We start from the raw sequence: 24,023 nt of genomic DNA, 5'->3' as shown, positions 1-24,023 counted from the left end.
GTTATCTGTCTTGTTACTTTTCTTATTTAGTCAGAAGCAGCATGATATCATTGCTTCTTGTGATAAACTTGCTCATGGCTTCCGGCTCAAGGGGTGCCTGCTGAAGCAGCGCCAGATCATATAGCTGTTCGCAGATCATGGAAACATTACTGCCATCCGTATGATCAAGTACATACTGTACCAGCGGATGGTTGGCATTCAGCACCAGTGTCTCGCCTTCCTTTCCATAATCTCCCATATCCATACCGGGCATTGCATACATTTTCATCATGTCCTGCATTCTCCGGCTCTCCTCGGAAAGTGTCATCATGGAAGCGATCTTCTTATTCTTCAGCTTCTCCACCTTGATCTCGATCTTGTCCTTCTTAAGAGCCTTCTTCATCACCTTGCCAATGGTCTCAGCAGCCTTTGTAAGCTCTTCTTCTGCCTTCTTGCTGGTCTTTGACTTCAGGGAATCTGTAAGGTCTGCATCGATCCTCTTGAATTTAATGCCCTCGTTCTTGGCCTCAAGCTGGGAAATAAACGGCTGGTCAATATTGTGGTTCAGGATCACAGCATCCATTTTGGCAGCCTTGAACATGTTGATATACTGGCTCTGCTGCTTCTCATCTGTTACATAATAGATGACTTTTTCCTTCTTCTCTTCTGCCTCTGCATCCTTGTCAGCAGCTTCTGTTTCGGCAGCTTCTGCGCTCTCATCTGTACTCTTCTCTTCTGTCTCTTCCTTATTCTCTGCCTCATCCGGGTCGATCTTATTGACCTCAAGACATTCAGGAAGCGTCAGATATTTGCCGTCCAGATTCTTGAACAGAATGTAATCTGTCATCTTTTCGCAGAATTTGTCATCCTTCAGACAGCCAAACTTGATGAAAGGACTGATATCATCCCAGTACTTGTCATACTCTTCCTTCTCGGTCTTGCACATACCAGCCAGTTTATCGGCAACCTTCTTGGAAATATAATCGGAGATCTTCTTTACAAAGCCGTCATTCTGCAGTGCGCTTCTGGATACATTCAGCGGCAGGTCAGGACAGTCGATCACACCCTTTAACAGCATCAGGAACTCAGGGATGACCTCCTTGATATTGTCAGCGATAAATACCTGGTTATTGTACAGCTTGATGGTTCCTTCGATGGACTCATACTCCATATTGATCCTTGGGAAGTACAGGATACCCTTCAGGTTAAAAGGATAATCCATGTTCAGGTGGATCCAGAATAAAGGCTCCTTATAGTCCTTAAATACCTTTCTGTAAAATTCCAGATACTCTTCCTTCGTACATTCACTGGGATTCTTCATCCAGAGAGGATTGGTATCATTCAGAAGCTCAGGTCTCTTTACGATCTTAAGCTTCTCCTCATCGCCTTCCTTCTCCGGCTTGATCTCCTCTACAACCACATCATCAGGGCGCTTCTCATCTGCCTTGATGGTTTCTGTCTCCTTGGTATTTGCCTTGGAAAGGTATATTTCGGTAGGCATGAAGGAACAGTATTTCTTAATAACCTCTCTTGCCTTGTATTCATTGCAGAACTCCAGTACATCTTCATTAACAAACAGGGTGATCTTCGTTCCCACCTCTGCCTTGTCACCTTCTGTCATGGTAAATTCTGTACCGCCATCACATTCCCAGTGAACAGCCTTCGCACCCTCTTTGTAGGAAAGGGTATCAATGTGTACCTCATCAGCTACCATAAATGCCGAATAAAAGCCAAGTCCGAAATGGCCAATGATCTGGTCATTATCTGTCTTGTCCTTATATTTACTGATGAAGTCTGTCGCTCCGGAAAAAGCGATCTGGTTGATATATTCCTCTACCTCATCTGCGGTCATACCGATACCATTATCGGTGAAGGACAGTGTCTTTGCTTCCGGATCCACTACAACATCAATCCTTGCCTTATAATTCTCCGGCAGCTCATACTCTCCCATCATATCCAGCTTCTTCAGCTTCGTGATCGCATCACAGCCGTTAGAGATCAGTTCTCTGTAAAAGATATCGTGATCTGAATACAGCCACTTCTTTATAATCGGGAATATGTTTTCACTGTTAATTGATAAGCTTCCATGCTTTTCTGCCATGGTAATCACTCCTTTTCTTTCCTGTATCAATGCTTATATTCCATTTCAGTTTATTACATCTAGGAAATAGTGTAGTTCTGTCAATCCGAAAAGTCAAGGCAAAATTAGCACTCATTATTAATGAGTGCTAACAAATCATGTGAAACATCAGGAAACATCAGGGTTTCCGGCAATTATTAACTTTTTATAAAATTCCGTCAAAGTATTTATTAAAGACATCAAAGAAATCGGATGTCGTAATATTCTCTGTCCCAGCAAGGGACACACTCTGCCATAGATCTTCATTAAGATTCCGGGTCAGGGCTGCAACAAAGTCCTCATACTCCTGCCCAAATACCTCTTCCCGCCTTTTCTCCACGATCTTGACCTTATTGGCATCGGTCTCGGTACGGTTAAAGGTACTGATACATTTGATCAGATAATAGCCATCCGGTGTCTCTACAATATCACTGATCTCATCCGTCTCCAGATTAAAGGCGGCATCCTCAAAGGCCTGATCCTTCTCACCTTTTCCAAAGGAGCAGGTTCCTTCCTCGCTGTCACTGTATTTCAGGATCAGCTCCTCAAAATCTGCCTCTTCGTTTTTCAGCAGTGAACGAACCTCCTCCGCTTTTTTTAGGATCTCCCGCTTCTCTTCTGCAGAATATTCGATCTTCTTTCCGCTGCCATCAAGGATACAGGTTCTGAAATAAATATACTGGACTGTTATGGTTCTTGCTTCATCATCACTGATCTCCGGATTGATATCCTTGATGATATACTGGTAGACCTTTCTTGCCAGTGCATATTCCCGGTACAGCTCCTCTACATCCTTTACTGTGATCTGCAGCGCGCTCTTTTCCTCCTCGCTCAAGGACTGGAAATAGGTTTCTGCCGCCTGCATGACCCTGGCCTCCTCCTCTTCACTCAAAGCCACTCCGTTCTGTCTTGCCAGAAGGTTCATGGTTTTCTGCTGTGCGAGCTGTGCAAGGACAGTTTCCTTAATATTTTCCTCCAGTGTCACACCATCCAGGCTGACATTCCATATTTCCCTGCCGTATACACTTTCATACCGGTTCTTGGTATTGATCAGATAAACCATGGCTTCCGGGAGTGTACAGGACATATCCTCGATCCGGAACACCTCATTTTTCTCAAATCCGGTCGTCAGCACAACTTTGGAGCCTTTCAGCGAATCCATACAGCCTGAAAGAAGCAGGAGCAGCACTGTAAGGAGTGCTGCTGCCATGCGCCTGTTTCTGTTTCTCATGCATTCATTCCCTTTAAGATACTTCTTGCCACACTGATACCGTTAGCTGATGCCTGCTGGAGTCCTCTTGTCACACCGGCACCGTCCCCAATAGCACGAAGTCCCTTAATGCTCGTTTCAAAATCACTGTTTACGATTACTCTGTTGGAATAAAACTTTACTTCCACACCATAAAGAAGAGTCTCATCACTGGCAATACCCGGCGTGATCTTATCAAGTGCTTCCAGCATCTCCTCTATATCCACCATGATCCTGTGAGGGAATACCAGGGAAAGATCTCCGGGTACTGCATCCTTCAGGGTAGGGATCAGGTTATTCCTGCAGAGTCTTTCTTCTGTAGTTCTTCTGCCTCTCTTAAAATCACCAAAGGTCTGTACCAGGATCCTGCCGCCACAGAGCATATTGGAAAGCTGCGCGATCTGCTTGCCATATTCGATCGGTGTCTTGAACGGCTTCGTAAAATTCTTGCTGACAAGGATCGCAAAATTGGTATTGTGTGTCTTATGATCCTTTGCCTTATAGGCATGCCCATTGACAACAGCAAGGCCGCCCTCATAATATTCTGTTGCCACTTCTCCGGAAGGATTGGTACAGAAGGTTCTTACCTTATCATCAAAAGTCGGCGTATGATAGATCAGCTTGGCTTCATACAGATTATCATTCAGATACTGCATGACCTCATCTCTGACCTCAACACGCACACCAACATCTACGGTGCCAGGCGTGGTCTCGATCCCAACCTCTTCGCATTTATCCTTAAACCAGTCAGCACCTTCCCTTCCTACTGCGGATACCACTTCACTGCCGTAGTAAACATCTTCCTTATCGGTTCTGACGCCAACTGCCTTTCCATCCTCTACCAGGATCTCTTCCACCATAGTATTAAAGATCAGCTCTGCTCCCTCATCCATCAGATGCTTCTGAAGCTTTGCATAGATCTTGTAGCCTTCCTCTGTTCCAAGGTGCCTGATCGGGCACTCGACAAGCTTTAAATTTGCACCAATAGCCCTTCTTCTGATCTCGCGGATCACATCCTGCTTATCTACACCATAAACATTTCTGTCTGCTCCAAATTTCAGATAGATCTCATCTGATTCATGGATCAGCTCTGCTGTCTTTTCATAGCCGAGAATTTCCGGCAGATTGCCGCCTACATCCGGGGAAAGGGAAAGCTTTCCATCTGAGAATGCGCCGGCACCGGCAAATCCGGTTGTAATAGAACAGGGCTTGCAGCCTACACACTGCAGAGTTGTTCTCTTCGGGCACACTCTTTTCTCTATGGAACGTCCTTTTTCAATGACGATCACCTTCAGATCCGGCTTCTGACGAAGCAGCTCATAGGCACAGAATATGCCTCCGGGTCCTGCTCCTATAATAATGACATCTGCTCTTTTTTCCATTTAACTAAGCTTCCTCCTTCGCTGACACGCAATGCGGGTCGGACTCACTCTGCGGTTTTACCGCATACTCTTTTAGAATACCACAAGTTGATACGTACTTCCAGTACTGGTTTTCTTAACCTGGATCTGATTTTCGATTTTTTCAGAAAGAAGCGGTACATGGGAAATGATCCCGATCATCCGGTCGCTCTCTGCAAGACTCATCAGCGTCTGACATGCCTGTTCTAGAGATTCCTGATCCAGGGAGCCAAACCCCTCATCGATGAACAGTGCATCTACCTGTATTCCACCGCTGTATGCCTGTACTACATCACTCATTCCAAGTGCAAGGGATAAGGACACCTTAAAGGTTTCGCCGCCCGAAAGTGTTTTCACGGATCTGTACCTTCCGGTATAATAGTCCAGCACCTCCATATCCAGACTGTCCTTACTCCTTCCGTCAGTCACCTCTTTGGTACGATACAGGGTATACCGGCCGCCGCTCATCATGGCAAGGCGCAGATTTGCCGCCTTCAGGATTTCCTCAAAATAAGCAGCAAGTACATACTGCTCCAGCACAAGACGTTTCTTATTATTTCCATTTACGGCATCATCCAGATCCTTGATGATACCGTACTTTTCAGAAAGAGCCGTGCTCTTTTCCTTCTTTTCTTTTAAAGAATGGTACAGCTTTTCCGTTTCATTCCTGTTTTTCCAGAGACAGCTGCCTGCTTCTGTAAGACTGTCTTTCTTTTTCCGGATCTCTGCAAGCTTCTGCTGCTCCTCTGCCGGGTTTCTCTGCTCCCGCACCTTAAGCTCTTCCTCAAGATGATGGATCAGGTGCTCCTTAGCATAGCACCGCTGTCTGTAATCCCTTACTGCTTCCTGCTCTTCCTTCCGTTTCTGTTCCGGAAGAAAAGCAGCCCGGTATTCTTCTTTCCCTATAAAGCCAGCCTTTTGCAGCTCATCCCGGAAGTTTCCCCTGGCAAGCCCTTCTTTTTCCAAAAGCACCTGTCTTTCCTGCCTAAGTGCCTCTTTTGTTTTTTTCTTTTCTGAAATACGAAGACAGATCTCCTCTGCTTCCTTCCTCTGCTTTTCGAAATCTGATCTTTCATGAAAATCAGGATATTCCCTGATCTCTGCTGGCAGCTCCTGCATTTTCTCTGTCAGCTCCTGCTGCATCCTCCGGCTTTTCTCTGCCTCCCTATCCAGCAGATCCCTGGCCTCCCTGCAGGCTCTCGTTTCTCCATGGATCTTCAAAAGCTCCTGCCTTTTCTTCTCTGAAAGCAGCTTCTTTTCTTTTAATTCTTCTTCCGTTGGCACACCCTGTTCTCTTTCCTGTCTGCAGGGATGTGACAGGGCTCCGCAGACCGGGCAGGGCTCTCCTTCCTTCAGATCCTGTGCCAGTATGCCGGCAATACCATGCCGGTATCTCCTCTCTGCATTTTCATAGTCATGGATGCTCGCTTCTGCCTCTTTCTCTGCTTTCTCATACCTGACCTGCAAAGCACCAAATTCCTGCTTCTTTTCCCTGAGTGCCGTTTCTTTTTCCTGCCGGAGCCTTTCTGCTTCTTCACACCTTTCCTTCATGTCAAAGGCCTCTGCTATCTGCTCTGCCAGTTCCACAAGGGTACGCTGTTCCTCCTGCTTCTGTAAGAGGCCTTCCAGCTCCCTTTCAGAAAGCTGCAGTTTCTTTTCACAGGTCTTCCTCTGCTCTTCCCGGTTCTGCAAAAGCAGCTCATATTCCCGCACAGCTGCTGCCTCTCCTGCCCTCTGCAGACGTTCTTCCATCTGCCGGTAATCAGGCTCCCTTTCTGCAAGGCTCTTCTGCTTTTCCCGTTCTTTTGCAAGCTGTTCCATAAGCGCCTTTGTCTGCTCTGCTTCCTTCACGATACCTGCAAGCTCTTCGATCTCTTCTTCCGCTTTCTTTTCCTCTGAATGCAGCCTCTTTTCTTCGCTGAGGAAAACGCTTATCTTCTCCTTAAGAAAGGGAAGCAGCCGTTCCGAGTAGATACCTGCCTCCGCCACAAGTGCCTCTACTTCCGCTTTCAGTTCCTCATCAGGTGAAAATACAGAAACCTCTTCTTCCATACGATGGCGGTATTCCATTACCTGCCTGTAAAGTTCTGCAGAGCTGTTCTTCAGCTTTGCCTCCAGCCTCTCATAAAGCTTCGTATCAAAAATTTCCCGGAAGATCTTTGACTTTTCCGAAGATGGTGCAGTAAGAAGTCTTGTGAATTCTCCCTGTGCGATCATGGAAAGCTGTCTGAACTGATTGATGTCTACCTTAAGGAGCTCCCTGATCCTGGCTGTCACCTCACTGCTTCCTTCGATGCAGCTTCCATCAGGCATAGTCAGATATGCGTTTTCCTTCTCTTTCGTCAGCTCACCATTTTTTGACTGCCGTTTTCTTGGCCGCATATATTCCGGATTTCTCCGGATACGATACCGCTTTCCCCCATGCTCCATTACAAGCTCTACATAGGTTTTGGTAGAAGGAGCAGCAAAATCACTTCTGACACTGCCCTTTTCTCTCGTTTTTCCGCTCAGATCCCCGTACAGTGCATATGTGACCGCGTCAAAAATAGTGGTCTTTCCGGCTCCTGTTGCACCTGTGATCAAAAACAGTCCTCTGCTCCCAAGTGCCTCAAAATCAATAGGTGGCTGCTCATCCCGGTATGGCCCCCACCCGCAGATGGTCAGTGTGATCGGCTTCATTCCTCTGTCTCCTTTATCATCTGTACCAGAAGCGCTTTCTTTTCTTCCGTCATCGCCTCTTCTCTGACAAATCCGTAAAAATCTTCAAGAATCGTCAACGGATCCCTTCTTTTCAGCTTCAGTTCTTCTCCCGTATACTGCAGACTGCCAGCCGTTTCTTTCCTGACTACCTGCATCACATTGGGATACACGCTTCTTAAGACTCCCATAGGATCAACCAGCTCCTTCTGATCTGTCAGAATGGCCTGCACATAATCTTCTCTGTTCTGATCCTCTTCTCCCTGCCTCAGAAGCTCCTCCATACTGCCCTCGAGCTTTCTCATTTCCCTTGGAGGAGTAAGCGGCAGCTCTGTCACCTGACAGTTTCCCTTTTCCTTAAGCTCGACCAGTAATACCTTCTTTTTCTGTCCTGCTTCTGAAAAGGAATAAGAAAGCGGGGAACCCGCATAATATACCTGTCTGTTTCCGATCTGCTGCGGTCTGTGGATATGACCAAGAGCCACATAATCCATCCCGTCAAATGCAGAGGCATCCACATTGTCAATGCCGCCCACATGGATCGTCGTTTCGCTGTCTGAAAGCAGTGGTTCCTTTCCGGCATCCGTCACAAAGAAATGTGTCACAAGTATCCGTCGTTTGGTATCCTGCCTGCTTTGTCCGGCTGGCAGCTTAGATCTTTCTGCAGCTTCCTTCTCCCAGTATTTCCCAAGTGCCTTCGCCACGGCCTCCTCACTTGTTCCTGCAGCCTCTGCTGAAGGTTTGATAAAAGGCAGCAGCAAAATGTCCACGTCTTCATAAGCATCCTTCGTATGGATCACAGTGATCTCATTATGATACACCCCTGCGATCATGATCCCCTGCTCCCGCAGGAGCTCTTCTCCGTAGCTTATCCGTTCTGGAGAATCATGATTGCCACTGATCATATATACAGTGATCCCCTCTCTGGCAAGGGCAGTCAGAAAATCATTGAACACAAGAACCGCATCTCCGGAAGGTACTGCCCTGTCATAAATGTCTCCCGCAAGGATCACGCCATTTACCTGATTTTCCTTGGCAAGTAACAGGATCTGTGAAAGAATTTCCTTCTGATCCTCCAGCATGGAAAAATCATTTACTGTTTTACCAATATGCAGATCACCTGTATGCAGTAATTTCATCCTGTTTCCTGTTCCTTTTCTCTTCTTTTATCTGAAGCATCTCTTCCCGCTATTGTAAATCAAATCATCCTCTCCCGCAATCCCAGCAAAATCTTTTTTTCCATCCTGCTCACCTGGACCTGACTGATCCCGAGCAGTCCCGCTACCTCCGTCTGGGTCTTGTCCCTGAAGTACCGGAGCGTGATCAGTGTCCGTTCCATTTCCGGCAGGCTTTTTAAGAGCTGCTTCACCAACAGCCGGTCCAGCAGCTTTTCCTGCTCATCTCCTTTTTCATCTGCCAGCTGGTCTACCAGATAGATCTCATTTCCATCACTCTGATATACAGACTGATAAATAGATTCCACCCTGGCGCCTGCCTCCATTGCCAGGATCACTTCTTCAGTCGTCAGTGCCGCCTCAAGGGCTACCTCTTCAAGTGTTGGTTCTCTTCCGAGGCTTTTGAGCAGTCTCTCCCTGGCATATTTCACCCGGCTGCCATTTTCCTTCAATGTTCTTGACACCTTAACAAGCCCGTCATCCCTGATAAACCGTTTGATCTCTCCGGTGATCAACGGAACCGCATAGGTGGAAAATTTCACCTCATATCCTGTGTCAAATTTATCGATCGCCTTGATCAGGCCGATCACCCCGATCTGAAACAGATCCTCTGCTTCATAGCCTCTGTTCAGAAACCGTTTTACAATATGGTGTACCAGTCCGAGATTCTGTTCTATCAGTACTTCTCTCGATTCTCTTTCTCCTGCCTGTGCCCGCCTGATCAGTACTGTATTTTCCATGTCAGATCACTCCTCACGGTCAATAAATGGCAGTGTCCCCAGCTTTTTGCTCATCAGCACCGTAGTTCCCTGTCCAGGCTCCGATATCACTTCCAATTCATCCATAAAAGCCTCCATAAAAGCAAAGCCCATACCGGATCTGTCCATATCAGGTTTGGTGGTATACATGGGCTCCATGGCCTTTTCCACATCTTCAATGCCCTTTCCTTCATCTATGACCTCTACCTGCAGTACATCCCTGTTCAGCAGACAGTGTATGTATACCTGATTCTGTTCTTTTCCCGTCATGCCATCATAACCATGGATAATTGCATTCGTCACAGCCTCAGATACCGCTGTCTTGATATCTGCGATCTCCTCCAGTGTCGGATTTAATGGTGTTACAAAAGCAGCCACTGCGATCCTTGCAAATGCCTCATTTTCTGACACAGCAGTGAACTGTATCTGCATTTCATTTTTCGTCATTTCCGATCCTGCATGTTTGTTTTCCAGACGTCTTCCCGTTTCCATCGTTTTCCCCTTATGCCTTTCTTTTTCTTTGTTTTCTGATTCTATTCCATGATCTCAATCACCTTATGCAATCCGCAGAGCATCAGTGTCTTTTTGATCCTTGCATCCGCATTGACTGCAAAAACCCTGCCTCCAAAACAGGTGATCTTCTTATATCGTCCTATGATGATCCCGATCCCGGAGCTGTCCATAAACCTGGTCTTCTCAAAATCGAACACTACATTTCCTACTCCTTCCTTCAGAATATATCTGTCCGCAGTCCGTCCGATATATTCTGATGCATGATGATCCACCTCTGCCGGCATCCTGACCATCAGATAATTGTCAATTACCTTGAATTCCTCTTCCATTTTTCCCTCCTTATTCTGTCTTTCCCTGGTCTTTTCCACTTTTACAGCTGTAAAGACGTAAAAAAAGAGAACATGCTTATCATGTTCTCTTTTGTAAACGATATTGCTCCTGCAATCCTGATCCTTCTGCCTAGAGCTGCTGCAGGTTATTTCATTTAATTCTGATTATTGATCTCTGCCAGATAGGTTTCTGCCTTGGATGCCCTGTCTGTTCCCGCAAAGTCATCCATTACCTGTGCATAAATCTCCTTGGCCTTATCATCGTCTCCGTTCTCCCGGTAGCAGTTACCCAGATAGAACAGGGCATCTGCATTCGTATTGTCATAAGTAAAGGCTCGCTTCAGATTCGGGATCGCTGCTCCGTAATCTCCATTTCTGTAGCTGTCATTACCAAGTCCGTAATAGTAAGCTGCAAGCTTTTCAGAAACCAGTGTCAGGAACTGCTTGCGGAGTGTTTCATAGGAGTTCGAGTGCTTTACCTCTTCCTCCCCATTTTCATCCGGCTCCATGGCCTCCATGTAACCTGCGATTGTTTCAATGTCCTCCGGATCTGTCAGATAGGCGTTCACAGCCATCATCAGCCCGTCTGTTGCCTGCAGGGCACCATCCGTTCCCTCCAGTGCTGCCAGCTGGCTTGTCAGCTGTGTATTTTCATCTGTCAGGCTCCTGATCTTCTGCTCCTGCTCATCTATGGTCGCTGTCTTGGCATCCGACTGTTCACTGACTGCCCTCAGATCATTGTTAATATCTGCCTTGGCTTTCTGGATCCTTGCCGGAAGGATCAGAAAGCAGGCGATCCCGATGCCGATCACAAGTCCTATCCCCAGATTCAGAAGGGAGGATACCCCTTTCTTCTCCGCTGCATTGACAGGCTGGATGATCGTTTCATTTCCGCTCTGATAACGGATGATCTCATCAGAAGAAGCCTTTTTCCTCGTACTGCCCTTCTGGCTTTCCTCAGGAACCAGCATATGCGTGACTTCCTTCAGATAACGCTGTGTTGTGGTATTGCCTGTATCGATCTGCTCACATTTCTCCAGCTCTCTTCTGGCCTTCTCCCATTCCTCTGTGTTCATGTAAAGCAGCGCCAGAAGCTGGTGTGCCCTGACATACTTCGGATTATTGGAAAGCACCTTCTTAAGCTGGATCACAGCCAGATCCTGACTGTCCTGCCAGCAGTACGCAAGTGCCTGATTATACTTCTTGATCGTCTGGTTGATGCCATCGAGTCTCGCCTGATTATTCTGAATCATATCAATATAATCATTGGCGATATTTTTCTTCGGGCGGAGATTCTGGCTGATGACCCACTCACCAAGGGCGGATACCGCTTCTCCCATTTCAAAATAAACAAGTCCCAGAAGATTTCTCGCATCAATATTGTTCTTGTTCAGTTTAATACTTTCTTTCAGACTGGCGATCGCTCCTGACAGATCTCTTACCGACGCCTTATCCAGTCCGTCATTATAAAGACGGTTGGAAAGGTATATCACCTTCTTATAAAGTGATACATCAGCGCCGCATCCGGTACAGAAGTCCTGCTCTGATAAACGACAGCCGCAATTATAACAGATCATGCCGTTACTCCTCTTCTGCTTCCGTCTTTTCTTTTGCCTTTTCTACCATCTGTATCAATATATCTGCCACATCCGTCAGATCCTGTCCGTAGATCGCTTCTGCAGCATCCTCAACCTCAAGACTTGGGTGAAACTTCTTTAATTCTTCTTCAAAATCTATCATCCGGTGTTCTCCTCTTAAGGCTCTTTATCTGCCCTATCAAATATAACGAACCGGCAACATAAATCACGTCAGCCTCTTTTCTGCCTGCAAGCAGCCATCCAAAGGCCTCTCCTGCATCTTCATAAAAGCGGCAGGGTAATTCATACTGCCTCCATAGCTTCGAAAGCTCTGTAAGAGACGCACTTCGGTCAGAGGAAAGTGTCGTGACCGCAATCTCTGTAAAGAGACCACTCTCTGCTATTCTCCTGATCATCTTTTCATACTGCTTGTCCGCAACTACCCCAAACAGAAGCTTTCTCTCTCCCCTGCAGGGTATTACTTTTACTGTTGCAAGCAGCGCCTCTATCCCATCTTCATTGTGGGCACCATCCAAAAAAATGCCGGGCTGTACCTCTTCCATCCGCCCCGGCCAGTATGCACCCAGAAGTCCCTTCCTTATGGCTTCTTCCCCGATCAGATATCCTTCCCTGTTCAGTTCTTCTGCTGCAAGAACTGCAAGAGAGGCATTTTCCACCTGGTAAAGTGCAACCATATGAAGTGACAGCCCAATATAATTATAATAACCAGTATGCAGTGAAAAATCAATGTTTTTATTCCCTGTATTTATATCCAAAATATTGCTTTTTTCGAGCAGAACCGCCCGGCTTCCTATTTCTTTTGCACGATTCACCAGCACCCTTGTCGTCTCAGGCCGTCTGTCCGGGAATATAACAGGTACTCCCTTTTTGATAATACCGGCCTTTTCTCCCGCAATTTCCTCCAGCGTATTACCAAGGTACTGCATATGGTCAAATCCAATCTCCGTGATCACACAGAGTGCCGGATGCTTTATACTGTTTGTTGCATCCAGTCTGCCTCCCAGACCGGTTTCCAGTATCACAGCATCCGGCTTTTCATCCCTGAAATAGATCATTGCCATCAGAAACAGATATTCAAAGAAGGAAGGATGTGACAATCCCTCCTTCTTCCCTTCTTCTGCCAGTATCTGAACCTCCCGGAATACCTCAGCGAACCGGTTCTCTGATATCATCTCATCATCGATACGGATCCGCTCCCTGATATCCACAAGATGGGGAGACGTAAAGATCCCGACTCTCCTTCCGCTCTCCTTCAGAATAGACGCAAGGCAGGCACATACACTGCCCTTCCCATTGGTACCGGCTACATGGATCACAGGAAAAGGGAGCCTGTCACAGCCTGCGATCGTAAGCATGCGGGACGTATCCTCTACTGTATTTTTCCCGGCAAATCTCGGTATCTCGTTGATATATTGTTCTGCCTGCTCAAACGCCGTCACGTAACTGGCTCCCTTCTTCCGTTTGCTTTATTTTATTTGCTTAGCTGTGCAAGTCTTTCCTTTACCTGCTCCATCATCTGGGTATATTTCTCAAGCTTTGCCTTTTCTTCATCAATCTTGGCCTGTGGTGCCTTGCCCATAAACTTCTCATTGCTCAGCATACCATTGACTCTGGCAAGCTCGCCGGTCAGACGTTTCTCTTCCTTCTTCAGTCTCTCGATCTCCTGTGCGATATCCACAAGCTCCGCGAAAGGAATGTAAAGAGTCGCACCATGGATCACAACAGAAACCGCATCCTCTGCGATACCGTTCTTATCCTCCTGGATCACAACCTCAGAAGCTCCGGCAAGAGATGTGAAGAACAGCTTTCCCTCTGTAAAGGCTCTACGGACCTCTTCCTTTTCGCTGACTACATAGATCATGGCCTTGCGGCTTGGTGCTACATTCATTTCGGTACGGATATTACGCACACCTCTGACTGCATCCTTGATCGTCTCGATATCCTGTTCTTCCTTTGCAAAGCTCCAGTCATCCTGATATACCGGCCAGCTTGAGATCATGATCGATTCCTCTTCTGACTGCAGGGTACAGAAAATTTCCTCTGTGATAAACGGCATATAAGGATGGAGCAGCTTCAGCGCATTTAACAGGACTGTCTTTAAGGTCCAGAGTGCTGCATTCTTGCTTTCCTGATCATCTGTATTGTAAAGACGGGGTTTTACCATCTCGATATACCAGTCACAGAACTCATCCCAGATAAAGTCATATACCTTCTGTACCGCGATTCCCAGTTCAAAATGATCCATATTCTCGGTAGCATCCTTGATCAGGGCATTCAGCTTGGAAAGAATCCACTTATCTACCGGCTGCAGGACAGGATCTGTAACCTGAAGTCCTTCCTCCGGCATGTTCATCATGATGAAACGGGATGCGTTCCAGATCTTGTTTGCAAAGTTTCTGCTCGCCTCTACTCTTTCATAGTAGAAACGCATGTCGTTACCCGGTGCATTACCGGTGATCAGGGTAAGACGCAGGGCATCTGCACCATACTGATCGATAATCTCCAGAGGATCGATCCCATTGCCAAGGCTCTTACTCATCTTACGTCCCTTAGAATCTCTGACAAGTCCATGGAACAGAACTGTCTTAAACGGTCTTTCTCCCATCTGCTCATAGCCGGAGAAGATCATCCGGATAACCCAGAAGAAGATAATATCATAGCCGGTTACCAGTACATCTGTCGGATAAAAATATTTCAGATCCTCTGTCTGCTCCGGCCAGCCAAGTGTGGAGAACGGCCAGAGTGCTGATGAGAACCAGGTGTCCAGGGTATCCGGATCCTGTGTAAAGTGAGTGCCGCCGCACTTAGGGCACTTCTCAGGCATCTGCTTTGCTACTACGGTTTCTCCGCAGTCATCACAGTAATATGCCGGGATCCTGTGACCCCACCAGAGCTGTCTGGAAATACACCAGTCTCTGATATTGTCTGTCCAGTTGAAGTAGGTCTTTTCCATTCTCTTCGGGATCAGCTGGATGTCCCCGTCCTTTACAGCTTTTACTGCGGGCTTGATCAGTTCATCCATCCTGACAAACCACTGCTTCTTGATCATGGGCTCGATGGTTGTCTTACATCTGTCATGGGTACCTACATTATGGGTATAATCTTCAATCCTTACAAGGAGTCCCATCTCATCCAGTTCCTTTACAATGGCCTCTCTTGCTGCATAACGGTCCATACCGCAGAACTTGCCGCCGTTTTCATTGATGGTGGCATCATCATTCAGGATATTGATCTCAGGCAGATTGTGACGCTTTCCAACCTCAAAGTCATTCGGGTCATGGGCAGGTGTGATCTTAACTACACCGGTACCAAACTCTCTGTCAACATAAGCATCTGCAATGATCGGGATCTCTCTGTTGATAATAGGGAGCATCAGCTTCTTTCCAACGATATCCTTATATCTGTCATCATCGGGATGGACTGCTACTGCAGTATCACCAAGCATAGTCTCCGGTCTTGTAGTCGCAAACTCAAGGAATCTTGTGGTACTTACAGTTCCGTCATCCTCGATCAGCGGGTACTTGATATGCCAGAAATGGCCTGCCTGCTCTTCATATTCTACCTCGGCATCAGAAATGGAGGTATTACATACCGGACACCAGTTGATGATCCTGCTGCCCTTGTAGATCCAGCCTTTTTCGTGCATCTTGCAGAATACTTCGGTAACTGCCTTATTGCAGCCCTCGTCCATGGTAAAACGCTCTCTGTCCCAGTCACAGGAGGAGCCAAGCTTTTTCAGCTGTTCAATGATCCTTCCGCCGTACTCAGCCTTCCACTCCCAGGCTCTCTTAAGGAACCCTTCTCTGCCAAGATCTTCCTTGCTGATGCCTTCTTCCTTCAGCTTTTCAATGATCTTAACCTCTGTAGCGATGCTGGCATGGTCTGTTCCTGGCTGCCAGAGTGCATTATAGCCCTGCATCCTCTTATAACGGATCAGGATATCCTGCATGGTATTGTCAAGGGCATGTCCCATATGGAGCTGTCCTGTGATATTCGGAGGGGGAATTACGATCGTAAACGGTGTTTTGGAATGATCCACCTCTGCATGGAAGTATTTCTTCGCAAGCCATTTGTCATAGATTCTGTCCTCAATCCCCTTGGGATCGTAGGTCTTTGCAAGTTCTCTGCTCATCATCTTCTCCTTTTCTGTCTTAAAAAAGAATCCTGCTTGCAGGATTCTCCGCCTGCGGCGGGTCGCTTTAAGCGACATCTACCCCTCCGCCGCAGTGCGATCCTGCCCGGAGGGTTTTTTATGTCATAGGAAATTACTCCGTAATATTCCAATGACATAAAAAACCCTTTACAGAATCACTTCTGTAAAGGGCGTCATTTCTACGCGGTACCACCTTTGCTTGTCACTCACTGCCGCCGGCATCTGCCGAAAGCACTATCCGTTAACGGGGATCAGCCGTGAGAACCTACCTGGATTCCTTCAACCTGCAAAAACCTCTGCAGCTGCCAGAACGCTGTTCAGCTCTCCGGTTCCAAAGCTACCTTCCCTGTATCCACTGCCAGATATTCTTTCAGCCGATGGAATATCCTCTCTGATGCCTGAATAAACAGGTACTCCTCTTTGTCACTACCTTTTCATAACTCATTAAATCTATCTTAGTAGGCAGGCGCCTGCTTGTCAAGTCCATTTCTGTCCCTTGAAGGTTCTGTTTCTAAAATACTTCTCCGATGACCGCGATCTCCATACAGCCATCCGGCAGCTTCTCCGGTCTTTTGCCAGACTGGCTGGTATGGACGTACATACTTGTAATCCCAAACGCATCCGCTCCTAGGATATCTGCTTCGTATTCATTCCCGATCATGACAGAATCCTCCTTCTTAAGTCCATATTTCTCGAAAAGATCCTCAAACAAATAATGGGATGGCTTCTTTACACCTGCATCCGAAGAATATAAAATACCGTCAAACAGCTCATAAATCCCCAGCATCTTCATCTCCGGCTCTGTGAAGATCCGCTGCGCGTTGGAAAGCAGATAGATCTTTTTTCCTGATCTTTTCAATCTTTTCAAAAGATCTTCCGCACCATCATAAAGCCGGATATAGTAAGTCGACAGTGCCCGGAAAGCAGTTGCCATAAGTTTAAGCTTTTCCTCCGATGGCTCTATGCCCTTCTCTGTAAAAAGGCCGGTAAATACCCTGTCAAGCGGGAACTCAATTTCTCTTTTCAAAAGGCTCCCATTTCTCATTTTTTTCTGCCGGTCCCACTGACGTCCTTCCTCCACCTTACACAGACGAAGGTAGCTTTTACGCAGCTCTGTTTCCGTATAGGGCACACCATTCATCGAAAAAAGCAAAGCCACTTCCTTCCACAGAGAGGCCTTGCTTTCGCTTGTATGAATGTCAATCAGGGTTCCATAAAGATCAAAAATATAATTTGTCATGCGATCTTAATTCCTTTTATTTTATCGTGGGCAAAAGAGAAATAAAACATCTGGATCCGGAATTTGTTCCCTTCATACAGATCCAGCATCTGATACAGATCCTTATAATAATCAAACAGCTTTCTCTTGGTCTTCATGGTCAGCTGCAGACTTCCTGCCTGCGTATCCACAAGACTTCCCTTGGTCTTTACATAGTAATAGAGCGGCTTATTGATCACACCAACCTTACCTACATACTGCAGATACTCCAGATTAAACCGGAAGTCCTCACACCAGTCAAGCTGGGTATCACACTGAAGAGCAAATCTCCTGATAATGTCTGCCTTGTAAAACTTATTCCAGAGAACACCATAGTAAAAGTTAGCCGGCGCAGACATCATGTTTTCGGCAAATCTGGTTCTTGTCAGAACCGGTCCTGCCTCTACATGCCCCCTCACCATGATCGTCCTGCCCCTTACCCTGTTGTAATCCGAGATCACCATTTCGCAGTCATACAGAAGCGCAGTCCTTACAAACTCCTCTGTTGCATGCTTGACTAACCAGTCATCTCCGTCCACAAACTGGAAATACTCTCCTCTGGCCCGCTTCATGGCAATGTTCCTGCTATCAGAAACACCGCTGTTTTCCTTTTTAATATAACAAAATCTGGAATCCTGCTCTGCATATTTACGGATGATACGATCCGTATGGTCTGTGCTGCCGTCGTTGACTACAATAACCTCAATGTTCCGATAGGTCTGGTTCTGTATGCTGCGGAGGCATCTTTCAATCGACCTTTCTCCGTTATATACTGGTACAATGATACTTACCAATGGCTCTTTCATAATATCACTCCTTAAATATAGGATTTTACACCTCTTCCCGAAAAAAGGCAAATTCCTGCCAGTTTCTTCTCCTTGCTCTATACTGGTAAAAACAGGAGGATCACTATGAACATATTACAGGAAGAAAAGCTCTCGGTCAGTCTTCTTGGTATTTTCCCATCGAAATAAGAGCATCCCTCACCATCTGCAGCTCATCCTCGTAGATGCAGTTTGGCAGGGTGCCGTTTCTGACTCTTGAAAGTGCCTCCTCCAGTTCAAAAAAGGCTGCACCTTCCACTTCACTTTCCTGAAGGATAAGATCAGCGATCCGAACCGGCTTTTCATAAAAATAAACAGCACTGATCTCCTGATCCAGAAAAGGCTTTCCATAAAAGGATGTCCTTAAGTCTGCCCTGTGGTATCCGATCAGCTGCAGCTCCTCTTCTCCTGCTTCGATACCCAGTTCTTCGGCAAGCTCCCTCCGTGCCGATGGCAGATAGCTGTCCCCTGCATGGATATGGCCTGCTGATGAAATATCATAGTATCCCGGATACGAATCCTTCTTCTTACTCCTTTTCTGCAGAAGCACCTGATAAGAGCCATCCGGCATCCGGTTCACGATCCATATATGGGCTGTCCTGTGCATCTTTCCATAGTGATGTACCATGCCCCGCTCCATCACTTCCCCGGTAGGCTCTCCCTTTTCATCACAGATATCAAAAAGCTCAAGCTCCCGCCCGTCCAGCACCGCCCGGTACCAGGTTCCATCCTCATGGTAGCAGAGCTTTAAGGAAAAGAAAGGTCTCTCTTCCTTTAACAGCTCAAGGAACAGTCTGTCCCCGTCCCAGAGCTTCAGCTTCGTGATCTCTTCTCTGGCAACAAAGGCAAGCTCCCCTTCTGTACACTCTGTCAGGGTTCCCGTATAGCCATCTGCCGTATAAAGACACATATATTCTGTCGGATAATTCTCACTGCAGAAGGTCACGATCCCACGGAACCGGTATGAGGTCAGGATCAGTCCCGTTTCCTCAAAAACCTCACGAAGGAGACAGTCCTCCGGACTCTCTCCTTCTTCAAAGTGACCTCCTACACCAATCCATTTATTCTTATTGATATCCTGCTCCTTTTTCACGCGGTGGAGCATCAGATAACAGTTCTCTTTTTCAATGTAGCAGAGAGTAGTCAGCTTACTTTTCACCGTTCAGTACTTCTCCCACGATCTTATTAACCATGCCGCCGTCTGCTCTTCCCTTGACTTTTGGCATCAGCTCCTTCATGACCTTACCCTTGTCCTTCATGGAAGGTGCATCAATGGCAAGTGCTGCAAGAACCGCCTTTACCTCCGCAAGGACAGCCTCTTCACTCATTTCTTCCGGTGCAAATTCCTGATAAACTGCCAGTCTCTTCTCACAGGCTTCCTTAATATCTTCCCTGTCTGCCGGTGCAAGCTCCATGGTTTCCTTCGTCTGCTTGATCTCCTTCTTGACTACCTCGAATTCCTCAGCCTCTGTCAGATCCTCTCTCTTGTCGATAGCTTTGTTCTTCAATGCAGAAAGCAGCATGGAAAGTGCATCCTTTCTGTCCTTTTCCTTGTTTTTCATTGCCGCAACCATTTCGCTGCGTACCTTGTCTGCCATACTCATGACCGTTACTTCCTTTCCTCTTAACTGCTGTATCTGATAATCAAAAGCTCAAGGCTCATGCTATCATTCATTCTTCCTGTCTTGACTGCTTCTTCCGCTTCCACACAGGCTCTTAAGGCTGCTCTCAGCTCTTCCTCTGAAAAGCCGTCTGCCTGCACCATATATTTCCCGGCTATAAAGGCAGGCAGACCTACCTTTTCCCCGACCGCCTTATTGGCATACCCCTTTTTCTTCAGCTCCTTCACCTGCAGAAGAAGGTTAAACTGTCTTGCTACCAGAAACAGGATCCGCATGGGCGGCTCCTTCAGTGCCACCAGCTCATAATAAAGAGAAAGCGCCCTTTTCTGCTTCTTCTCTGCGATAGCTCCTACCATATCAAAAATGTGACTTGTCAGCTGCTTCACACAGATGGCATCCATATCACTGCCGGTGATCTCCGGTCTGTCAAGACAGTAGCAGAACAGCTTCTCAAGCTCCCTGCTGATCGTCTCCATATCAGTACCTGTCATCCGTATCAGGTGATCAACTGCCTGTCCGGAAATTTCCTTGCCTTCCTTCCTGACTCTGGATACGATCCATCTCTTTAAGACTGCTTCCTCCTGTACCTTGAATTCTGCCACATAGCCGGTATCCTTTACCGTCTTGTAAAGTCTGCTTCTCTTATCCGCTTCTGCCTCCACGAAAACGAAATAGGTGCTTCCGGTATCACCCTTCAGATAATCCGCCAGTTCTTCACCACCGCTTTTAAAAAGACCGCTGTTTTCAAGGAGGATCAGCCTCCGCTCTGCAAAAAAGGGAAGCGTCTCGGAAAGATCAATGATCTCCCCTGTGGAAAGTTCCTTTCCCTCATGGTAATAATAGTTCATGGTATCATCACCGATGATGGCTTCCTTCAGTCTGTCCCTGTACTGCTTCCGGAGATAGGCCTCCTCACCGCAGAGAAGGTAAATCTTTTTCAGTTGTCCTGTCTTGATATCATCATTGATCCTCTGCATGTGCCCTGCCTTCGAAAGTCCTTACAAAATTCTACCTTCTCAGTTTATCACATCCTCACCGGGAATCAATTCTTTTTTCGCCTCCCTGATCGTATTTAGTCCTCCGGCACTTCGATCTTCTGATTAAACTGATCCAACAGCAGGGCTGCCACAATACCGACTGCCAGGCAGAGCAGATTGTTCACGCAGGAAAAAGTGCTCACCGTAAAGCTCCTGAAGGGAATGATCACAAGTGTAGCTGCCATGACGATTCCGACGATTCCATGAAATACCATGGCATAATGATGCTCCATCAGCACCGTCACTGCCCTTGCCAGCAAAAGCACAGTAAGAAGTGCCCCGATCCCTGCCGGGATCAGAACCGCCATGTCCAGTCTCCCGATCCCATCCACAAGCGGCGTATACAGTCCCAGCGGCATCAGCAGTGTGGAAAAGCTCATACCTGGTGCGATCACGCTTAATGCAATACAGAAGCCGCAGAACAGATACCAGCCAAATGACGGTGCTATGGTAACCTGAATGATCTGCAATAAGGTCAGCAGTATCAGGATCATTCCAAAGCAGACCACTGTCATCAGCAGATCACTCTTTTTTCTTCCCTTTTTCCCTGCCTCCCGAAAGAGTGATGGCAGCATACCGCCGATCAGCCCTACAAACAGACAGACAGAAGGATCCGGATATCTGGTGAGCAGAAAGCCAAGTATCCTGGCTACCACCACAAATCCAAAGCCTCCGCCAAGGATCAGTGGAATCAGCATCCGGCAATACCTTTTCATGGCTGATCTCGGATGGGAGAGCAGTTCCATAACAGGCTGGTAAACCCCAAATACCACACTTAAGACACCTCCTGAGATCCCTGGCAGCACAGCTCCAAGGCCGATCAATGCTCCCTGCAGAAAATGCAGCAGCAGAAAGGAGGTCTGACCCTTAGTTCCATGATTTTTCTTTTTCTGATTCATACATGTACGTCCCCTTTTCCGGGTTCCTTACCCTGCAGTCATTATACAGGATACTATATGTATTTTCCTGCAGATTTATGAATCTGTACATTTTCTTATCAGGAAAAGCGAAGGACCAAAGTCACCTTCAGTCCTCTGCGCGTTCCCTGTATATACTTTTCACGTACCGGAAGGTGCGACCGTCTTCTGCCCGGTACAGGCCGCTGGGATAACCGGTCTCATCATGGTAATCTCCATCCGGTCCCTGTCCCATCACAAGATAAATTGCTCCGTTCTCTTCATAAACCTCCTCCGGCATAATGAAGGGACAGTAGGTGGTATCATCAGAAAGGGGAATCTGCGGCTCGCTGATCTCCAGTGACTGAAAATGTCTGCCTCCGTCCTCTGTGATATAAAAGCTTCCAAGGCTCCCGCCGCTGTAGGCAAGTCCGGCATAGCCGGTCTGCCCTCTCCCTTCTGTTTCCTGATCAGGAAAGGTAATAAAAAGTGCTTCTCCACCAGAACCGTTAAAGGGATCGGTATTGACAAAGGTACATTCACCGTCCTTTACCCCGATCAGTGTATAATAGCTGCTCCCGCAGGCTCTGTCTGTCGCAAGCAGACGCATCTGTGTACCATCAGAAAGCGTGTCACTGCAGGCAGCTTCCAAAGACAGATAATAGGCTTTCTGCTCTTCTGTCACAGGAGCCGGTGTCGGCTCCTCCGGTAACGTATCAGTCTGCGCCCCGCTCTCTGATGCATCAGTCTGCGCCCCGTTCTTTGATACATCAGTCTGCACCCCGTTTCCTGCTGCGCCGCTCTGTGTATCATCCATGACCGTTTTCTGCTGTCCTTTATCAAGCGGCACTGTTTTCCCATGTAATGCGATCTGTATGCCGGCTGACGGCAGCAGTAAAGCGATCAGTGTAACAATAATAACAATCCATCCGTTCTTTTTCATCCTGCAAAGTCCTGTAAGCCCTTTCCTGTATACTGCAGTGCGATCCGATCCTCCGGATGGACTTCTGTCAGATACAATACGATAACAAAGAACCATTCAAGCGGCTTCATCAGCAGATACACAAGATCTGCGATCCACCTTTTCCGGATCATCCTGGCTATCGGAAATCCGTAGGTATCATAAAAATGCCGTACTCTCCGGTGAAGCTCTGGTGTCTTCTCCTCCAGAATCTGTTCAAAAGCATTGGCAATACAGAGCTGCCTGTTCACTATCACCTCATGGCCATGGCGGATTCCCCGTCTGATGGGATGCACGATCCTTTTATCTCCACCTGCTGCCACCGTGCAGAGATAATGCTCATCCACCATAACATTCGGCGGAGCGATCTGTGTGGAAAGCCTGAAATCGCTGGTTTCTGTAAAGGCCTTGATCACGGCATCCGGTGCCTGGCCAAACAGCAGCAAAATCAAAATCAGAATGCCAAGAAGGGGCCACATCAGCAGAAGCGCCGCTGCCGGCCAGCGCTTTGCTTCTTTTAAAAGATGGTTGACAGCCCCAAGGAAAGGAACGCTGTCAATCTTACTGCTTCTCTCTGGATCCTCCCTGTACTCATCCATTTTCACAAGGATCAGCCGTGCTGTGATCAGGAAATAATTCAGGGGAACCAGTACCAGATACAGATCCATCCAGTCCGCATATACATGCCAGGTAAATATCACAAGCAGAGCACCTCCAAGATAAACTGCTGCCATGGCAAGCACAGTAACAAGCGGTGGTGTCTTTGAAGCGTCACTGACCTTTAAGATCAGAAACCCGGTCAGCGCCACGCAGGCGATCACGAGTATCGTCAGTGCTGATCCCGTATAGATCGGTGTGTGCATCTCTGCATTGATCAGCTGCTCCTGCCAGTCTGCACGGAATGAGATGCTTTTTCCCCAAAAAAGATAAAGCAGCTCATAAAAAAAGGCCAGCAGCATAACATAGAAATCATAGAAAAGCGGATCCGGCTGTCTGGTTACTGCTGCTTCTCCTGACATTTCTTCAGCTTCCTGCCTGGTACGCCTGCACATCCTGCTTACCAGCAGATAGACTTCATAGGCTGTCAGGAAAAATGGATAGCATAGAAAAGGTCCATAAAACAGACATCCCATAAAGAGATAACTTAATTCCGGCATTCCATCTCCTGCCGCCACACTCAGCACAACAGCTCCAAGCGATCCCAATATCATCGATCCTGCGATCTGTCCGATGTAAACAAATTTCCTGTTCTTTTTCATATACAGTCTCCTCCCGGTGCCTGTCAGTTTCAATGTAACTGTACTATAACATGTTATCCTATGTTCAGCAATAAATTGCGTACACCAATTGGAGGTCAATTTCCACTCAAACCATATTGCTCTGTCTTTTTCTTTGATGCTTTATTCAGCATTTTTTCATGACTATCAGCCAAATTTTTAGACTTTGAAATAGTCT

Annotated in this window: 20 protein-coding genes; all 20 read right to left on the bottom strand. The window is 47.1% G+C overall.

Annotated elements, in window-relative coordinates:
- Positions 1-22: 22 nt before the first annotated feature.
- Complete coding sequence (gene htpG, locus OCV77_RS08460; protein WP_262574607.1) at positions 23-2,080, bottom strand: molecular chaperone HtpG; 2,058 nt, start codon at positions 2,078-2,080, stop codon at positions 23-25.
- 184 nt (positions 2,081-2,264) lie between these two features.
- Entirely contained in the window at positions 2,265-3,329 is a 1,065-nt protein-coding gene (locus tag OCV77_RS08455; protein WP_262574604.1) for a peptidylprolyl isomerase, read from the bottom strand.
- On the bottom strand, positions 3,326-4,729 hold the full coding sequence (locus tag OCV77_RS08450; RefSeq protein ID WP_262574601.1) for an NAD(P)/FAD-dependent oxidoreductase: 1,404 nt from the start codon (positions 4,727-4,729) through the stop codon (positions 3,326-3,328). The genes OCV77_RS08455 and OCV77_RS08450 overlap by 4 nt, the downstream gene beginning before the upstream one ends.
- 72 nt (positions 4,730-4,801) lie before the next feature.
- Positions 4,802-7,426 (bottom strand): AAA family ATPase, encoded by a 2,625-nt coding sequence (locus tag OCV77_RS08445; protein WP_262574599.1) that lies wholly within the window; start codon positions 7,424-7,426, stop codon positions 4,802-4,804.
- A complete protein-coding gene (locus tag OCV77_RS08440; protein ID WP_262574598.1) occupies positions 7,423-8,583 on the bottom strand; it encodes an exonuclease SbcCD subunit D in 1,161 nt (386 codons plus the stop codon). Before OCV77_RS08440 ends, OCV77_RS08445 begins: the two co-directional genes overlap by 4 nt.
- A gap of 59 nt (positions 8,584-8,642) precedes the next feature.
- A complete protein-coding gene (gene sigF / locus OCV77_RS08435) occupies positions 8,643-9,359 on the bottom strand; it encodes an RNA polymerase sporulation sigma factor SigF (RefSeq protein ID WP_118798133.1) in 717 nt (238 codons plus the stop codon).
- Between the two features lie 6 nt (positions 9,360-9,365).
- Positions 9,366-9,824, bottom strand: coding sequence for an anti-sigma F factor (gene spoIIAB, locus OCV77_RS08430; protein ID WP_262574755.1), 459 nt, complete (start codon positions 9,822-9,824; stop codon positions 9,366-9,368).
- Positions 9,825-9,910: 86 nt separating this feature from the next.
- Complete coding sequence (locus tag OCV77_RS08425) at positions 9,911-10,219, bottom strand: STAS domain-containing protein (protein ID WP_118798132.1); 309 nt, start codon at positions 10,217-10,219, stop codon at positions 9,911-9,913.
- Positions 10,220-10,374: 155 nt separating this feature from the next.
- Positions 10,375-11,796 carry a tetratricopeptide repeat protein gene (locus tag OCV77_RS08420; RefSeq protein WP_118798131.1) on the bottom strand — a complete coding sequence of 474 codons (1,422 nt, stop codon included), beginning with the start codon at positions 11,794-11,796 and terminating at the stop codon, positions 10,375-10,377.
- A gap of 4 nt (positions 11,797-11,800) precedes the next feature.
- Positions 11,801-11,959, bottom strand: a complete 159-nt coding sequence (locus OCV77_RS08415; protein WP_262574597.1) for a hypothetical protein — start codon at positions 11,957-11,959, stop codon at positions 11,801-11,803.
- The gene (locus OCV77_RS08410) at positions 11,946-13,256 is read right to left on the bottom strand and encodes a bifunctional folylpolyglutamate synthase/dihydrofolate synthase (protein ID WP_262574596.1); all 1,311 of its coding nucleotides are present in this window, start codon (positions 13,254-13,256) and stop codon (positions 11,946-11,948) included. Before OCV77_RS08410 ends, OCV77_RS08415 begins: the two co-directional genes overlap by 14 nt.
- Positions 13,257-13,288: 32 nt before the next feature.
- Positions 13,289-15,949 (bottom strand): valine--tRNA ligase, encoded by a 2,661-nt coding sequence (locus OCV77_RS08405; RefSeq protein ID WP_262574753.1) that lies wholly within the window; start codon positions 15,947-15,949, stop codon positions 13,289-13,291.
- Between the two features lie 532 nt (positions 15,950-16,481).
- Positions 16,482-17,210, bottom strand: a complete 729-nt coding sequence (locus OCV77_RS08400; protein WP_262574594.1) for an HAD family hydrolase — start codon at positions 17,208-17,210, stop codon at positions 16,482-16,484.
- Entirely contained in the window at positions 17,207-18,034 is an 828-nt protein-coding gene (locus OCV77_RS08395; protein WP_262574592.1) for a glycosyltransferase family 2 protein, read from the bottom strand. The genes OCV77_RS08400 and OCV77_RS08395 overlap by 4 nt, the downstream gene beginning before the upstream one ends.
- Positions 18,035-18,170: 136 nt before the next feature.
- Positions 18,171-19,211 (bottom strand): NUDIX domain-containing protein, encoded by a 1,041-nt coding sequence (locus tag OCV77_RS08390; RefSeq protein ID WP_331488822.1) that lies wholly within the window; start codon positions 19,209-19,211, stop codon positions 18,171-18,173.
- A complete protein-coding gene (locus OCV77_RS08385) occupies positions 19,201-19,656 on the bottom strand; it encodes a GatB/YqeY domain-containing protein (protein WP_262574590.1) in 456 nt (151 codons plus the stop codon). The genes OCV77_RS08390 and OCV77_RS08385 overlap by 11 nt, the downstream gene beginning before the upstream one ends.
- A gap of 20 nt (positions 19,657-19,676) precedes the next feature.
- Positions 19,677-20,651: a DNA polymerase III subunit delta gene (gene holA / locus OCV77_RS08380; RefSeq protein WP_262574589.1), complete on the bottom strand. Its 975-nt coding sequence runs from the start codon at positions 20,649-20,651 to the stop codon at positions 19,677-19,679.
- 95 nt (positions 20,652-20,746) lie between these two features.
- Positions 20,747-21,610: a DUF368 domain-containing protein gene (locus OCV77_RS08375; RefSeq protein ID WP_262574588.1), complete on the bottom strand. Its 864-nt coding sequence runs from the start codon at positions 21,608-21,610 to the stop codon at positions 20,747-20,749.
- Positions 21,611-21,737: 127 nt separating this feature from the next.
- Positions 21,738-22,550, bottom strand: coding sequence for a hypothetical protein (locus tag OCV77_RS08370; protein WP_262574587.1), 813 nt, complete (start codon positions 22,548-22,550; stop codon positions 21,738-21,740).
- Entirely contained in the window at positions 22,547-23,827 is a 1,281-nt protein-coding gene (locus OCV77_RS08365) for a DUF6688 domain-containing protein (protein WP_262574586.1), read from the bottom strand. The genes OCV77_RS08370 and OCV77_RS08365 overlap by 4 nt, the downstream gene beginning before the upstream one ends.
- Positions 23,828-24,023: the final 196 nt, after the last annotated feature.

Source organism: Suilimivivens aceti (assembly GCF_025567405.1).
GTDB classification, from domain to species: Bacteria; Bacillota; Clostridia; order Lachnospirales; family Lachnospiraceae; genus Suilimivivens; species Suilimivivens aceti.
This window is presented reverse-complemented; position numbering and strand designations above follow the sequence as displayed.